At 47.0% G+C, this 16,572-nt stretch carries 14 protein-coding genes; 11 read left to right on the top strand and 3 right to left on the bottom strand.

Going from position 1 to position 16,572, the window contains the following annotated elements:
- Positions 1-83: 83 nt before the first annotated feature.
- Positions 84-410 (bottom strand): cupin domain-containing protein, encoded by a 327-nt coding sequence (locus tag H8Z76_RS01660; protein WP_186981451.1) that lies wholly within the window; start codon positions 408-410, stop codon positions 84-86.
- 131 nt (positions 411-541) lie between these two features.
- Between H8Z76_RS01660 and H8Z76_RS01655 the strand changes: the two genes are divergently transcribed.
- Positions 542-907: a winged helix-turn-helix transcriptional regulator gene (locus H8Z76_RS01655; RefSeq protein ID WP_186981575.1), complete on the top strand. Its 366-nt coding sequence runs from the start codon at positions 542-544 to the stop codon at positions 905-907.
- A 4-nt stretch (positions 908-911) separates the two neighbouring features.
- Here H8Z76_RS01655 and asnB read toward each other — a convergent pair whose 3' ends face one another.
- Complete coding sequence (gene asnB / locus H8Z76_RS01650; RefSeq protein WP_186981450.1) at positions 912-2,765, bottom strand: asparagine synthase (glutamine-hydrolyzing); 1,854 nt, start codon at positions 2,763-2,765, stop codon at positions 912-914.
- 207 nt (positions 2,766-2,972) lie between these two features.
- On the opposite strand from asnB, the gene H8Z76_RS13740 reads away from it, so the two are divergent.
- The 8 genes from H8Z76_RS13740 (at position 2,973) to H8Z76_RS01610 (ending at position 12,507) form a co-directional block, all read left to right on the top strand.
- Positions 2,973-4,925, top strand: a complete 1,953-nt coding sequence (locus H8Z76_RS13740) for a [Fe-Fe] hydrogenase large subunit C-terminal domain-containing protein (RefSeq protein ID WP_186981449.1) — start codon at positions 2,973-2,975, stop codon at positions 4,923-4,925.
- Between the two features lie 576 nt (positions 4,926-5,501).
- Positions 5,502-6,413 carry an ABC transporter permease gene (locus H8Z76_RS01640; protein ID WP_147617901.1) on the top strand — a complete coding sequence of 304 codons (912 nt, stop codon included), beginning with the start codon at positions 5,502-5,504 and terminating at the stop codon, positions 6,411-6,413.
- 11 nt (positions 6,414-6,424) lie between these two features.
- Complete coding sequence (locus H8Z76_RS01635) at positions 6,425-7,498, top strand: ABC transporter permease (protein WP_147617902.1); 1,074 nt, start codon at positions 6,425-6,427, stop codon at positions 7,496-7,498.
- Between the two features lie 14 nt (positions 7,499-7,512).
- On the top strand, positions 7,513-8,523 hold the full coding sequence (locus tag H8Z76_RS01630) for an ABC transporter ATP-binding protein (protein ID WP_022514233.1): 1,011 nt from the start codon (positions 7,513-7,515) through the stop codon (positions 8,521-8,523).
- Positions 8,513-9,487: an ABC transporter ATP-binding protein gene (locus H8Z76_RS01625; RefSeq protein ID WP_147617903.1), complete on the top strand. Its 975-nt coding sequence runs from the start codon at positions 8,513-8,515 to the stop codon at positions 9,485-9,487. Before H8Z76_RS01630 ends, H8Z76_RS01625 begins: the two co-directional genes overlap by 11 nt.
- A 69-nt stretch (positions 9,488-9,556) precedes the next feature.
- Complete coding sequence (locus tag H8Z76_RS01620) at positions 9,557-11,305, top strand: peptide ABC transporter substrate-binding protein (RefSeq protein ID WP_186981448.1); 1,749 nt, start codon at positions 9,557-9,559, stop codon at positions 11,303-11,305.
- 255 nt (positions 11,306-11,560) lie between these two features.
- On the top strand, positions 11,561-12,274 hold the full coding sequence (locus H8Z76_RS01615) for a DUF2975 domain-containing protein (RefSeq protein ID WP_186981447.1): 714 nt from the start codon (positions 11,561-11,563) through the stop codon (positions 12,272-12,274).
- A gap of 17 nt (positions 12,275-12,291) precedes the next feature.
- Entirely contained in the window at positions 12,292-12,507 is a 216-nt protein-coding gene (locus tag H8Z76_RS01610; protein ID WP_147617906.1) for a helix-turn-helix domain-containing protein, read from the top strand.
- A gap of 60 nt (positions 12,508-12,567) precedes the next feature.
- Here the strand turns inward: H8Z76_RS01610 and H8Z76_RS01605 are convergent, their stop codons facing one another.
- Positions 12,568-13,605, bottom strand: a complete 1,038-nt coding sequence (locus H8Z76_RS01605; RefSeq protein WP_186981446.1) for a M42 family metallopeptidase — start codon at positions 13,603-13,605, stop codon at positions 12,568-12,570.
- A gap of 140 nt (positions 13,606-13,745) precedes the next feature.
- Here H8Z76_RS01605 and H8Z76_RS01600 point away from each other — a divergent pair, with 140 nt between their 5' ends.
- Positions 13,746-14,738, top strand: a complete 993-nt coding sequence (locus tag H8Z76_RS01600; RefSeq protein ID WP_022515482.1) for an asparaginase — start codon at positions 13,746-13,748, stop codon at positions 14,736-14,738.
- A 17-nt stretch (positions 14,739-14,755) separates the two neighbouring features.
- The gene (locus H8Z76_RS01595; RefSeq protein WP_186981445.1) at positions 14,756-16,546 is read left to right on the top strand and encodes an aminopeptidase P family protein; all 1,791 of its coding nucleotides are present in this window, start codon (positions 14,756-14,758) and stop codon (positions 16,544-16,546) included.
- Positions 16,547-16,572: the final 26 nt, after the last annotated feature.

The following is a 16,572-nucleotide window of genomic DNA, read 5'->3' as shown; positions in this document are numbered from 1 at the left end:
CGGTAAGTTTTAAGCCGCATGAAAAAAAGATCTCCGAATGCGAAGACTGCGATTCGGAGATCTTTTTTGGTCAGAGCAGAAGTTTATTCGAGGATCAGTAAAAGTGCCATTTTAAATCTGCTGTTTGCGGTTACGCTGTGAAGTCCGTTTTTTTCAAAGCGGAAGCACTCACCGGCAGAGAGCTCGTAATCTTTGCCTTCATATCCGATCATTGCTTTTCCTTCCAGCGCGAAGACGATCGCGTTTCCCGGTGCGCGGTGCGGTGCGAGCCCTGTGCCTTCATCAAAGGCCATTAAGACATATTTCATGCTGTCGTTGCTTGCCACGTCCATGTTGGCAATGCTTCCCTCTTCGTAGGAAATCAGGTCTTTTAATGCGAATACTTCATTTGTTTTTACATTCTGGTTCATAGTAGTCTCCTTTTTTTATTCCCCCATTTAGGATTGCCGTTTTTTCTAATATAAATTATGATAAAATAAAAAGAAAGTACGCACATTAAGGTTATATACTTACCTTTGGGAAAGCGTGGAAAGGAATGGAAATGACGAAGCAGACGATAACAAAAGAATGCTGCCATACGGGAGAGGATCTCTGTGACACCAATTTTGGCTATACCCTATCTTTGATCAACGGAAAATATAAACTGATCATCATCTACTGGCTTGCCGGGCGCAAGCCTGTCATGCGCTACAATGAACTGAAGCGCTGTCTGGGAAATATTTCGCATAAAACTTTGAGCAACACATTAAAAGAGATGGAATCCGATTCACTCATTATCAGAAATGAGTATCCTCAGATTCCACCAAAAGTCGAGTACAGTTTATCAGAAAGAGGAAAATCGCTGATCCCGATCCTGGTCTCCATGTGTACCTGGGGAGAACAGCACAGAAACGACGATTCCGAATAAGAGATTAAAGCTCTATCGAAACATGGTATTTGCGGAGAAAATATTCAAGCTGGAGCAGATACGCGATCATCTGCGGGCCTGCCATAAGCTGCCCGTACCAGGGTGCGCCGTAATCTTTCGGATGCTCTAAAAAGAGCCGGAGCGCTTCCTGATTTAACAGCGGAAGCAGGGGCGAGGCAGGATCTGAGAGCGCGTCTTTTAAGCGGTCTGTTAAGAGCGCTTCATATCCGGGATCATAGGTCTTGGGATATGGGCTTTTTTTGCGGAACAGGATCTCGTCGGGCAGAAGTCCCCTTGCGGACTGGCGCAGGATATTTTTTACGACACCGTCCTTTGCTTTCATTTCCCACGGAATATTAAAAACATAATCGACCAGAGTGCGGTCGGCAAACGGGACGCGCGCCTCCAGACCGCAGGACATACTGGTGCGGTCCATGCGGTTTAACAGCGTCTGCATGAAAAACCGGATGTTGAGATAACCGATGCGCCGCCGGTTTGCCTCGGTTTCATTTTCGCCCGGCAGAATATCCACATGGGTAATGGCATCGTCATAAACCTGTTTTACATAAGCTTCCATATCCAATGTGCGAAGCAGCTCCGGATCTAACAGCTGCATGCGCGGAGCCAAAGAAGGTGTCCATGGAAATGTACCGCAGGAGAGGAATTCTTCCCGGTGAAACCACGGATAACCGCCGAACACCTCATCCGCGCACTCGCCGGTCAGAACCACCTTGTGGTGTGCCGAAACCTGCTCGCAGAAATACAGCAGAGAGGCGTCAATATCCGCCATACACGGAAAGTCATGGGCATCCACGGATTTTTTCAGATAGTCAGCCTGTATCTGGTTGGTGCATTCTAAAAAGTGGTGTTCGCTGCCCAGAAAAGCGGCCATCTTTTCCACATAGGGGCGATCCTCCGAGGGCTGGAAACGGTTTGCCTGAAAATAACGGTGATTGTCGGTGAAATCAAACGAGTAGGTGGCAAGGGTATGCCCCTTTTTCTTTGTCTCGGCGGCGCAGACGGCGGATACCAGGCTGGAATCGACGCCGCCGGATAAAAAGGTGCAGACCGGGACATCGGACACCATCTGGCGTCTGATCGCGTCAGTGACAAGAAAACGTGTCCTTTCAATCGTTTCCTCATAGGAATCTTCGTGCGGATGGCTTTTTAAAGAAAAATAAGAGGAGCTTCGGATGCCGGCTTTTGTCACGCAGAGACGTGTACCGGCGGGAAGTTCAAAAAAGCCGGAAAAGATCCCGTGTCCGGGGCTGCGCGCGGGGCCGAGCCCTAAAAGCTCATTGAGTCCGTCCCGTTTTAAGACGGCTTTTACGCCGGGAAAGCAGAACAGGCCTTTGGGTTCGGAGGAAAACAGAAAGGTTCCGTTTTGGATTGTGTAAAATAATGGCTTGACACCGAACGGGTCACGAAAGAGGGTGAGGGAATGGTGTCTCTCATCGTAGATCGCGAGTGAGAAGATCCCGTCCACATCCCGGATGAAATCGGCACCGAATGTCAGATAGGATAACAGGATCACCTCAGTATCGGACGTGGTCTTCGGGACGCAGCCGTGTGAGAGAAGCCTGCGCTTTAATACATCGGTGTTGTAGATCTCCCCGTTGTATACGATGTGACAGCACGCGTCCTTTATTGTCCGCGTCATGGGCTGATGCCCGCCCGCCGGATCGATGATTGATAATCTGGTGTGGGCAAGTCCGCAGTCCTGTGTGAGAAAAACACCGGAATCATCCGGGCCGCGTGGGGTGAGTGCCTGTTTCATATCCTGTAAGATCTGTTCATAAAGATGCCGCTTTGCCGTAAAGTCGGCGGAGGCATCAAAAAAACCTGAAATACCACACATAAGAATACTGTTCCTGAAAAATAATTTCTCAGTAACTAGGATATGAAAGAACAGAACAAAACATGCGTTTTTTCATCTGAATCATTTTATAAAATTGTGCAAAACAAACGAAAAAGTGCGAAAAAACTTTAAAAAACTATGCAATTATGATATAATAGATTCAGACAATAAAACAACAAGTAGACAGTTAGAGAGCGAGGGAGTTTTATGACAGAAGAGAAAAACGCACTTGTATTTACAAATGATAATTGTATCGGATGCAATAAGTGTATCAGCGTCTGTAGTTGCATGGGTGCATGTGTGTCACATGTCGTGGACGGAATTAACCGAATTGACGTGGATAGTGACAAATGCATTGCCTGTGGCGCCTGTTTTGATGTATGTGAGCACCACGCAAGAGAATTTGCGGATGATACAGAGCGCTTCTTTGAAGATTTGAAAAAGGGCGAACGGATATCACTTTTGATTGCGCCGGCATTCAAAGCCAACTACCCATCGGAATATGGTACGGTGCTCGGAGGACTGAAAAAGCTCGGAGTGAACCGCATGATCAGCGTTTCCTTCGGAGCGGATATTACTACCTGGGGATATTTGAATTATATTGACAAATATGGATTTACCGGCGGGATCTCACAGCCCTGTCCGGCGGTTGTCGGCTATATCGAGCGTTATCTGCCGGAACTTCTGCCGAAGCTGTTTCCGGTACAGAGCCCGATGATGTGCGCGGCAATCTATGCCAGAAAGCAGATGGGCATTACCGACAAATTCGCGTTTTTAAGCCCGTGTATCGCAAAGAAAATGGAGATCGAGGATGGAAACAACGGTGGTTATATTTCCTATAATGTGACCTTTGACCATCTGATGCAGTATATCCGCAAACACGGCATTTCAGGAGAGAATGCGACCGATGAGGTAGAGTACGGACTTGGTTCCATTTACCCGACACCGGGCGGACTCAAAGAAAATGTATACTGGTTCCTTGGTGAAAGTGTGTTTATCCGTCAGATCGAGGGTGAAAAACACATGTATGAATACCTTGAGCGCAACAGGGAGAAGATCGCGAAGGACAAGACCCCGTATCTTTTCATCGATGCGTTAAACTGTGCAAACGGCTGTATCTGCGGTACCGCGGTCGAAGAGGACAAAGCAAATACCGATGACGCGCTGTGCGCACTGTTAAAGATCCGGGAATCCGTTAAAAAAGATAAAGGCATGAGCGCGTGGGCGAAGAAGCTTTCTCCGAAACAGCGCTTAAAAAAATTAAACCAGCAGTTTAAGAACCTGGATCTTTCCGATTATCTGCGCAGGTACACAGACCGTTCTGCGCAGTGTACCTACGAGAAACCAAGTGCCACACAGTTAAATGAGATATTTGCTTCCATGAATAAGAATACACAAAAAGAACAGACCATCGACTGTTCCGCATGCGGTTATCAGTCCTGTAAACAGATGGCAGAGGCGATCTTTAACGGATTTAACCGGAAAGAAAACTGCATCCATTATGTAAAGAGCATCGTGCAGATCGAAAAAGAGCACGCGGAAGAGCTGGCCGAGGAAGTAAAGCAGGAAAAGATTGAAGTAGAGAACGGGCGTAAGAGAGTGTTAGAAGCGGTCAACACGATTAATGAGGAGTTCGCGACCCTGTATCAGTCTGTGGATGACATGGCGGCGGGAAATGAGAACAATGCCAACGAGAGTACGGGAATTTCCGGCGATATGCAGGAAGTATTCCGGTTCTGCGAGAACTTGAGCAACGCGATGGGAGATATCGAAAAGCTGTTAGAAGAACTTTCGAAGAACAATGCCGAGGTCGTATCCATTGCGTCCCAGACAAACCTGCTTGCGTTAAACGCAAGTATCGAGGCGGCAAGAGCAGGAGAGGCAGGAAAAGGATTTGCGGTTGTTGCGGGAGAGATCAACAATCTTGCTACGGATTCCAGAAATACCGCGAACCGCAGCAGTGAGAGCCAGGAGCAGATCCTCGCGTCGATCAGTTCGATCGTTGCGGATGCCGACAAGCTGATGGAGATCGTGCATGCAGTCAATGACCGTACACAGAATCTGGCAGCTTCCACCGAAGAGATATCCGCTTCCGCACAGGTGATCTTAGAGACGGCGGATCATGTAAAAGCGAGCCTGCAGTCGCTTGTTTCGGAATAAAAACAAAATATTTTTTAATAAGTTTCTTCCTATTATAATGTAACAAAAAAAGAATAAGAAGAAAAAGTGAATAAAAGTAAAAAGAAAAGCCAATGAGAAAGCGGAAGAATTGTGTTTGAATGAAAAACAATCTGAAAAAATCAGGAAAACACAGTTCTTCCGTTTTGATTGAAATGGCGTAAGTCAGCGAAAACTAAAAAACCGAGTGCAGAGGTAGGAAAAACGGGTGTACGCATCAGACGGACATCTTGCCGGGCATGAAAAACACGGTGTATATATATGCGGCAAAAACTAATAAAAACACGACACAAAAATGGCGAAAAATGGAGAAAAACGGCGTTTATGCAAGATGCCGAAAGCAAAAAATAACCTTGACAGATTGAAAAAAACATTTTAAAATCATTCACGACTGTAAAGCCTGATATGCGGAAATTGTATAAGAATGGAAGGTATGACACAAGGGAGTGTATAGGTTATACTATACGCTTTTTTTTTACCCGAAGTAAATAAAAGACAAACGTACATGTCAGACGGACAGTGATGACAACGATACTACAAGTTAAGGAGAGGATTTTTTTGAACAAGTATGTCATAAAAAGAATTGGTCTTGCGATTGTTACGCTGGTCATTATCAGCTTAATCACATTCTTTGCCATGAATGCGATTCCGGGCGGACCATTTGACACAGAAAAGGCAACGAGCCCGGAGGTAAAGGCAGTATTAGAGAAACGTTACAACCTGGATAAACCGATTGTGGAACAGTATTTCATTTATATGGGAAACCTGCTGCACGGTGACTGGGGGGTAAGTATCAAGACCGGACGTGATATCTGGCAGACAATGTCCACCAGTTTTTCGATCAGTGCGAAGCTTGGTGGCATGGCGCTTCTCATATCCGTTATTTTCGGTGTTGTACTCGGAAGTATCGCAGCCCTGACAAGAAACAAATGGCCGGATCGTCTGATCGTATTTTTTACGACCCTTATGACGGCGATGCCGAGTTTCGTTCTGGCGACGCTCTTACTCTACCTGTTCTGTATCAAACTCGGATGGATCCAGGTATGGAGCGCACACTCACATAACTACCTGCTTCCGGTGATCTCACTGGCGTTATATCCGATGGCATATATCACCCGTCTGACAAAGACCAGTATGCTGGATGCGCTGGGACAGGATTATGTCCGTACCGCGCGTGCCAAAGGTGTTTCCCAGGCAAAGGTTATTTTCAAACATACACTGCGGAATGCCCTGATCCCGGTTGTTACCTATGTAGGGCCGGAGATCGCGTATATCATCACAGGTTCCATGGTCGTGGAAAATATTTTTACGATCGGCGGACTGGGACAGAAATTCGTTACCAGCATTTACAACCGTGATTATACGATGATCATGGCAACCACCATGTTCCTTGCGATCATCATGGTCATTGCGAACCTGCTTACCGACATTGCATACAAGTGCATTGATCCGCGAATTAATTTGGAATAGGAGGCCCGGATATGTCTAATGAGAACGGAATGCCGAAGAAGAATGTGCTCAGCGCACAGATAGATTTAAGTAAATTTGATTTTGCGACCGAAGAAGAGAAAAAGCAGCAGGATGTCATGAGTGAGTCCACCACTTTCTTTAAGGACAGTATGAAACGTCTGCGGAAAAACCCGTTGGCGATGGGAAGTATCATCGTACTGATCCTGATCCTTCTTGTGATCATTTTCGCACCGAAGATCGTACCGTACGGTTATTCGGAGATCATTACCGTAGACGGAGTGAGAGATAAGACAGCGAAGAACCTCGCACCGTTTACCTATTCAAAAATGGAACAGAAATACATCGAAAAAGGCGGTACTGTATTCCCGCACATTTTCGGAACTGACGAACAGTGCCGTGACTACTTTATCCGTGTGGTTTACGGAACAAGAGTTTCTTTGAGTGTCGGTCTGTTCGCAAGTATCATCGTCCTTATCATCGGTGTGGTCTACGGCTCCATATCCGGTTACGCGGGTGGAAAAGTCGATCTGATCATGATGCGTATTGTCGATATCATATATTCACTGCCGGATCTTCTAATGGTCATCCTGCTTAGCGTGGTACTTGGAGAAACGCTTGGAACGGCGATCAAGGGAACGGTCTTTGCAAAACTCGGAAGTAATATGTTATCTTTGTTTATCGTATTCGGACTGTTATACTGGGTAAGTATGGCGCGTCTGGTGCGTGGACAGATCCTTACGATCAAGCAGAACGATTATGTACTGGCTTCGAGAGCGATCGGTACTCCGGCATCCCGGATCATCCGTACGCACATCCTGCCGAACTGTCTTTCTGTTATCATTATTTCCGTAGCATTGCAGATCCCTTCCGCAATCTTTACCGAGAGCTATTTAAGTTTCTTAGGTCTTGGTGTACAGGCTCCGATGCCGTCGCTTGGTTCCCTGGCGAACGCGGCGAGAGACGGACTGACCAGTTATCCGTACAAACTGATTTTCCCGGCTGTTACCATCGTCCTTATCGTGTTGGCATTTAACCTGTTAGGTGACGGACTTCGTGATGCATTAGATCCGAAGCTGAAGAAATAAGGGAGGCATGGACAGTGAGTGAATATTTATTACAGGTAAAAGATTTACATACATCATTTTTTACAGATTCCGGAGAGGTAAAGGCGGTAAACGGCGTTTCCTTTAATCTGGAAGCCGGAAAGACACTTGGAATTGTAGGAGAAAGTGGTTCCGGAAAGAGTGTTACCGCGTATTCCATTATGCAGATTCTTGCGGATACCGGAAAGATCGTAAGTGGTGAGGTATTATATAAGGGTGAGGATATCACCAAGTGGAACAAAAAACAGATGCAGGGATTTCGTGGAAAGAAATGTTCCATTATCTTCCAGGATCCGATGACCAGCTTAAATCCGGTATTTACCATCGGAAACCAGCTGATGGAAGCGATTCTGCTCCACACGGACCGTAACAAAGAACAGGCAAGGGAGCGCGCGATCGAGATGCTGACCTTAGTCGGTGTCAATGAGCCGGAAAAACGTCTGAAACAGTATCCGCACGAGTTGTCCGGCGGTATGCGCCAGCGTGTGATGATCGCCATGGCACTTGCCTGTGAACCGGATATCCTGATCGCGGATGAACCAACGACCGCGCTTGACGTAACGATCCAGGCACAGATCTTAGAGCTGATGCAGGAACTGCAGAAGAAGATGGGAATGGCGATCATCATGGTTACACATGACCTCGGTGTGATTGCCGACATGTGTGATGAGATTATCGTCATGTATGGTGGACGTGTCTGTGAGCGTGGTACCGCGGATGCGATCTTCTATGATCCACGTCATGAATACACCAAGGGACTGCTTCGCTCCATTCCGAGCGTAAGCCGTATGAAAGAACGGCTTGTACCGATCGGCGGTACACCGATCAATCTGTTAAATATGCCAAAGGGCTGTGCGTTCTGTGCCCGCTGTGACAAAGCAATGAAGATCTGTCTGGACACAGTACCGGAAGAACTTCGCGTAGGCGAAACACATCTTGCAAGCTGCTGGATGAATGTAAAAGCCCAGTATGAGGCCGAAAACGGAGGTATCAGCAATGAGCAGTAATGACAAGAATGAATATTTGGTAGAAGTAAATGACTTAAAACAGTATTTTCCGATCAAGACCGGATTTGGAAAGACGATCCCGTTAAAAGCAGTAGACGGTGTGTCTTTTGCGATCAAACCGGGCGAGACACTCGGACTGGTAGGAGAGTCCGGCTGCGGTAAGACGACCGTTGGACGTTCCTTACTCCAGTTATACAAACCAACCGGCGGAGATGTGATCTTCAAAGGGGAAAAAGTGACCGATAAAAATATCAAGTCACTGCGCAAGGAGATGCAGATGGTATTCCAGGATCCGTATTCTTCCTTAAATCCGCGTATGACCGTAGAAGATATCATCGGAGAGCCACTGGATGTACACAAGCTTTACAGCTCCAAAGCGGAGCGCAGAGAAAAGATCCTCGAACTGATGGATCTCGTCGGTTTAAATGCCGAGCATGCGACACGTTACGCGCATGAATTTTCCGGTGGACAGAGACAGCGTATCGGAATTGCCCGCGCACTTGCGGTAAATCCGAGCTTCATCGTCTGCGACGAGCCGGTTTCCGCGCTGGATGTTTCCATCCAGGCACAGGTCATCAATATGTTTGAAGACCTGCAGGAAAAATTAGGTGTTGCGTATCTTTTTATCGCGCATGACCTTCTGGTCGTACATCATATTTCCGACCGTATCGCGGTTATGTATCTTGGTAAGATCGTAGAGATCGCGGACGCGGATGAATTAAATGAAAATCCGCTGCATCCGTATACAGAATCGCTGCTCAGCGCGATCCCGATGCCGGATCCGAACATGGCAAAAGAGCGCAAGCGTATCATCTTAGAGGGAGATGTTCCGAGCCCGATGAATCTGCCGAGCGGCTGTGCGTTCCGCACCAGATGCCGTTACGCGACCGAGCAGTGCGCGAAAGAATGCCCTTCCCTGACGGACAGAGGAAACGGACATATGGTTTCCTGCTTTAACCGCTAGGACATGAGAGAGAATTATTCGTACCGTCTGCGGTATGTTTAATTAATAAATATTTTCAGGAGGAATATTATGAAGAAGAAAATTGTATCAGCAATGTTAATTGCAGCAATGGCTACCAGCATGTTCGCAGGCTGTGGTTCATCTGCAAGCAGCAACAGCACCACAGGTACAGCGTCTACCGAAGCGTCTACAGAAGGTTCTGTATCTACTTCTGACGGCTCTACCCTTCGCATCAACCTTGCGAGTGAACCGGATAAACTGGATCCGGCATTAAATACAACCGTTGATGGCGCAGCTTTGGCAGCAAACAGCTTTGTAGGTCTGTTTACCTTTGACAAGGACAGCAATCCGGTCCCGGCTCTGGTATCTGACTATACCGTAAGTGATGACGGACTTACTTACACCTTTACTTTAAAAGATGGTCTGAAATGGAGCGATGGCTCTGATCTGACCGCAGCAGATTTTGAATATTCCTGGAAGAGAGCAGCAGATCCTCAGACTGCAGCAGATTATTCTTATCTGTTCGATGTATTTGCAAAAGATGGTGACACCATCAATGTAAAGGCAGACGGAAATACTTTAACAGCAGTTCTTGCTGCTCCGTGCCCATATTTCCTGCAGCTTTGCGCATTCCCTGTATTTATGCCGGTACCGCAGGCAGCAGTAGAAGCAGCAAACGCAGACGGAACAAACCCGGGCGCATGGTGCGCTGAAGCTGGATTCGTATCCAACGGTGCGTATGTGTGCACATCCTGGAAACACAATGAATCCATGGTATATGAAAAGAACCCGTACTTTTACGATGCAGATAATGTAAAAGTAGAAAAACTTGAGTTCATGTTATCCGCAGATGATACTGCTACATTCTCCGCTTACAACGCAGGAGACCTTGACTTCATCGACAGCATTCCGAGTGATGAAGTTGCATCTGTGATCAACAACGCTGATTTCCATGTTGATGATCAGTTAGGAAACTACTATATCGCATTCAACGTAAACGACAAGATGTTTGACGGAATGTCTGCAGAAGACGCAGCGACTTTACGTCACGCACTTGGCATCCTGATCGACCGTGGCTACATTGCAGAGAACATCGGTCAGACCGGACAGAAGGTTGCTACCGCGTTCGTTCCGGACGGAATGTCTGATGGTAACGGCGGAATCTTCCGTGAAGATGATTATGATTATCCGGATGCGGATTCTCATGGATACTACACAGCAGAATATGATTTCGATGCTGCAAAAGCAGAAGCGACAGAATTACTGGAAAGCATCGGTTACAAGTTCAACGATGACGGAACTTTAAGTGATGAGAACCCGATCTCTGTAGAATATCTGATCAATGAAAACACAGCACATCAGGCAATTGCAGAAGCAATCCAGTCTGACTGGTCTTCCATCGGTGTTGATGTAACCATTAAGACAGAAGAGTGGGATACATTCTTAAATGATCGTAAAGCAGGTGCATTCTCTATTGCGCGTGAAGGATGGATCGCAGATTACGATGACCCGATCAACATGCTTGAGATTTTCACTTCTGATTCCGGAAACAATGATGCGCAGTTAGGAAAGAACCCGGAAAACAGCGCAACACCGGACTGGACAGCATATGATAACCTGATCAGCGAGATCAGAACAACAACAGATAACACTGCCCGTGTACAGATGTTACATCAGGCAGAAGATATGCTCATGGATACCTGGGCTGCAGTACCGATCTACTTCTACAATGACGATTATATGTGCAAGACAAATGTAACCGGCATCTACAATACAAAATTCGGTACCAAATACTTTATGTATGCAACCATCGAATAATTGCAGTGTAAGCAGTGATTTGATGTAAAACAAAAAGGCTGCTGCCTTTGCGACCGTAAGGTCGCAGGGCAGCAGTTTTTTTGTGGTGCGACTACTAATAGAAAATATAGGATAAAGTAAAAAATTATGATAAAACATATAAAATTTAACGATAAACATTAAAAATCTATTGACAGGAGAAAAAGCCTCTGTTAAAATACATTTAACGATAAACATTAAAAAAATAACGAAAAATGTTAATGGAGGAACGAGGCTATGAAAGAAGATGCGATCAGTAAGATCAATAAAATGGGAAAGGCAGGAAGTATAATCACAATCATCCTGCGGATATTTGTGATCCTCGGGCTGGTTGGAACGATCATGGCAGCGATCGTGCTGGCGGTACTGCCGGAGGATACACTTCATATCCGTATGGCGGGAACGGCAAATATTGATGTAAATCTTGCGTCTGTCGTAGGGAAAAATGCGGCAGAGGAAGCATTAGCGGATATAGATCTTTCGGAATATGGATATGAAAAAGGAACCGAATTGGATTTAGAGGGCGTTTCCTATGGAATTGATAAATTTGAGACCAAAGGCAGTCATATCCTGATGAGCGGAAACGGGAAAATGGGTGACTTTAATCTGAGAAAACTGGTAGGGCCTTTGGTGGCGGTGACGCTTCACCTTATTATGACACTGATCACACTTTTCTTTATCGGGGCGCTTTTTAAAGCAGTTGGGAAGTGCCAGTCCCCATTTGAGGAGGATGTCATCAAAAAGATGAGGATGTTTGCGTATTCGCTGATTCCGTGGGTGGTATTTTCCAGCATTTCGGATATGGCATCCGAGGGAATTTTTAACAACCGGGTAAAATTTTCACTGTCCGTAAATTTCAATATGGTATTTGTTGTGCTTATGATCCTGGCACTGACGTATATCTTCCAGTATGGCGCTGTGCTGCAGAGAGAATCGGATGAGACATTATAAAGAGGCAGGGAAAAGCAATGGGAAAAATCATATTACGTCTGGACCGGGTAATGGCAGACCGGAAAATGAGTTTGAATGAGCTGTCAGCGCGCGTGGGTGTGTCGAATGTGAATCTTTCCAAGATCAAGACCGGAAAGATCAGCGCGATCCGTTTCTCAACATTAGAGGCGATCTGCGAGGTGCTCGACTGTCAGCCGGGAGATATCTTGGAATATCAGAAGGATGAGGAGTAAAAAGCAAAAAAATTGGGCGGGGCATCAAAAGGATGCTCCGCCCTGTTGTTTAAAGAACAATTATTTCAGATATTCGGTCAGCAGTAAGAAGGTGTTGATCACGCCGTCCTTGTGGCTGCGTTCATAGCCGTGGGATGCATAGACACCGGAGCCGATGAGCCCGTGTTTTACATCGTAGCCAGCGGTGAGCGCCACGTCGGCATCGGAGCCGTAATGCGGATAAATGTCAACGGCAAAGTCCAGATTCTTGCGTTTCGCGGCGGCGATCAGACCGGATACAACGTCATAGTTATAAGGCCCTCTGCTGTCCTTTGCGCAGATCGACACCTGGTGTTCGCGGCAGGTAAGACCGTCGCCGACACAGCCCATATCTACGGAAAGAACTTCGGTGACATCGGATGGGATCGAAGCGGCACCGCCGTGTCCGACTTCCTCATAAACGGTAATGTGCTGATATACTTTTCTTGGAAGCGCGATCTGTTCTTCTTTCACATATTTGGCAAATCCGAGCAGAATGCCGACACTCAACTTGTCATCCAGAAAACGGCTCTTGATGTAGCCGCTCTTGGTGTATGTCGTGCGCGGATCAAAGCAGACGATATCACCCGGCAGAATACCAAGCGCGAGTGTGTCCTCTTTGGAGGAGACCATTTCATCGAGCACCACTTCCATGTTTTCGTAAGTCCTTTTTGTGGAGTCGTAATCCCCATTGACATGGATGGAGGCGTTTTGCAGCTGGAAAGTGCCGGTGTAGGTTCTGCCGTCTCTCGTGTAGATCGTGCAGTTTTCCGCCTCCGCATTGTTTGCGTTCATGCCGCCGATCGGAGAGAGTGCGAGATAACCGTTTGGACGGATCTCAGAAACCATGGCACCTAAAGTGTCAATATGCGCTTCCATGAGCAGGGCATCCTTCGTGTCGGCACCGCCGATCTCACAGAACACGCCGCCCTTTACCGTCTGTACCGGCTCATAGCCGAGCGCACGGTAAGCGGAGAGTACATAGTCGGCAACATTTCTGGTAAAACCGGACGGACTGTCGATCGCGAGGATCTTTTGCGTCTCAGATAAAATATAATCGAAATACTTTTCGGTATCCATTGAAAAACCTCTTTTCTGTTTATATAATGTAAAAGATTGAAGATACGGATAGAACCGGTATCTCATACTTAGATAATATATAACAGAAAAAGGGATAATACAATGGAATACAGCGGTATTTTTTGGGAAAGGATACACCTATGAAACAGATATTAGTCATTGCGACCGGAGGAACGATCGCCTGTCGTTCTACGGAAAAAGGGCTCATGCCGCAGATCGAGATGGAAGATTTTTTAAATTATGTGCCAAAGATCCGTGAGATGTGCTGTCTGCACGCGGTTCAGCTCATGAATCTGGACAGTACGAATATGCAGCCGGAAAACTGGATCGCGATCGCGGACACCATCCATAAGGAGTACGACAGATACGATGGATTTGTGGTGCTGCATGGCACGGATACGATGGCGTATACCGCGGCGGCGCTTTCCTATCTGATCCAGAACAGCAGGAAACCGATCGTGCTGACCGGCGCGCAGAAACCGATCAATGAGGACATTACAGATGCAAAGAGCAATGTGATACAGAGTATCCTGTACGCAACATCGGACGTGTCCACAAACGTCAGCTTTGTGTTTGACGGGGAAGTGATCGCGGGCACGCGGGGAAGAAAGGTGCGCAGCAAGAGCTTCAACGCGTTTTCCAGTGTAAATTTTCCGCACAAGGCAGTGATACGCGACAACAAGGTGTTCCATTACATCGAAGAGCAGGGAGATGAACCGGTAAAATTTTACGACCGGTTAAATGAGAATATTTTCGTGTTAAAGCTGGTACCGGGCATGGATGCCGGGATTTTGGACTATTTGAAAAATCGTTATGATGCGGTTATAATAGAAGGGTTCGGAGTAGGCGGAATCCCGAGTCTGGAATCCATGAAATACAAAGAGAAGATCGCGGAGCTCATCGATGCCGGAACCGAGGTCGTTATCACAACGCAGGTGCCGATGGAGGGAAGCAATCTTGATATTTATGAAGTGGGACGGACATTCAAACAGAATCCACGGATTTTAGAGGCCTACGACATGACGATCGAAGCAATCGTTACCAAGATGATGTGGGTGATGGCGGAAGCATATACCCACGAGGATATACGAAAGCTGTTTTATAAAAAGATCAATTACGATATAGAAAGATAAAGAGGAAGGTGCATATCGTGGCAAAGGAAACTATTACAGAATTAAGAAAACAGATGAAAGCGCATAACATCGATGCGTATATGATTGTGACCGATGATTTTCACGGATCGGAGTATGTGGGCGATCATTTCAAATGCAGAGCTTATATGTCCGGGTTTACCGGATCTGCGGGCACGCTTGTGGTGACACAGGATATGGCAGGGCTCTGGACGGACGGAAGATACTTTTTACAGGCGGGCAAGCAGCTTGCGGGAAGCGGGATCGATCTTTTTAAGATGGGAGAACCGGGAGTCCCTACCGTACACGCGTTTTTGGTAGATAAATTAAAAGAAGGACAGACGTTAGGCTTTGACGGGCGCACGGTCAATGCGAAAGAGGCATTTGCGTTAAAAAGAGATCTGGAAGAGAAGGGAGCGGGTGTTGTCTATGAGCAGGATCTGGTCGATCTTGTATGGAAGGACAGACCGGCGCTTTCTGCGGAACCGGTCACGTTGCTGGATGAAAAATACACCGGCGAGTCAAGAGAAGAACGCATAAGAAGAGTGCGGGAAGTGATGGAAGAACAGGGCGCGGATCTCTTTGTCCTGTCATCGCTCGATGATATCGCATGGCTTTTAAATATCCGTGGCAATGACGTGGCGTATAATCCGGTCGTGCTCTCCTATCTGGTGCTTGGCAGAACGGAGATCCGCCTTTACATCAATGAAAAGGTTCTGGATGACACGGTGCGCGAGGCACTGGAGGCGGCAGGAGTATCTTTCTATCCTTACGATCAGATGTACGAGGATATAAAAAAGATCAATAAAAAGCACACCGTACTGCTTGACGCTTCCAAGGCCAATTTCGCGATCGTAAGCAATATCCCGGCGGAAGTGCCCGTTTTGGACAGACCGTGTCCGACCGTCCTTATGAAAGCAGTCAAGACACCGGTTGAGGTGGAGAATGAAAGAAAAGCGCACATCAAAGACGGTGTGGCGGTGTGCAGATTCCTGCACTGGATCAAGACGAATGTCGGAAAGATCCCGATGACCGAGATCTCCGTTGCGGAAAAATTAGATGAGTTCCGTCGGATGGGAGAAAATTACAGGGGACAGAGCTTTGGCCCGATCGCGGCATATGCGGAGCACGGGGCGATCGTGCATTATTCCGCGACACCGGAAACAGACAAGGAGATCAAAGCGGACAGCTTCTTACTTCTGGATACCGGCGGACAGTACCTCGAGGGAACGACCGATATCACAAGAACCGTTGCGCTTGGAAATATCACGGATGAGATGAAAAAGCATTTTACCGCGGTATTAAAAGGAAATCTGAATCTTGTTTCCGCAAAATTCCGGAAGGGCTGCCTTGGGATCAACTTTGATTATCTTGCGAGGGAAGCACTCTGGGAGATGGGACTCGATTACAACCACGGCACCGGACATGGCGTCGGCTATTATCTGAATGTACATGAAGCACCGAACGGATTCCGCTGGAAACAGGTTCCGGAGCGTAACGAGAGCGCAGCATTTGAGGCGGGCATGATCACATCGGACGAACCGGGTCTGTATCTGGAAGGAAAATACGGCATCCGTCTGGAAAATCTGATCGTGTGCGAGAAATACATGGAAAATGAATACGGTGAATTTTTACAGTTCAAACCGCTCACCTTTGTGCCGTTTGATCTTGACGCGGTAGATCCGTCCCTTATGACAGAAAAGGAAAGAGCGCGCTTAAACGCATATCATGCAGAGGTCTTTGAAAAGATCAGCCCTTATCTGGATGAGAAAGAAACCAGATGGCTTGCGCATGAGACCCGCGCGATTTAAGAAACCAAAGATCCGGCTTTAGAAAG

The organism is Roseburia yibonii (genome assembly GCF_014297335.1).
Classification (GTDB): domain Bacteria; phylum Bacillota; class Clostridia; order Lachnospirales; family Lachnospiraceae; genus Roseburia_D; species Roseburia_D yibonii.
This window is presented reverse-complemented; position numbering and strand designations above follow the sequence as displayed.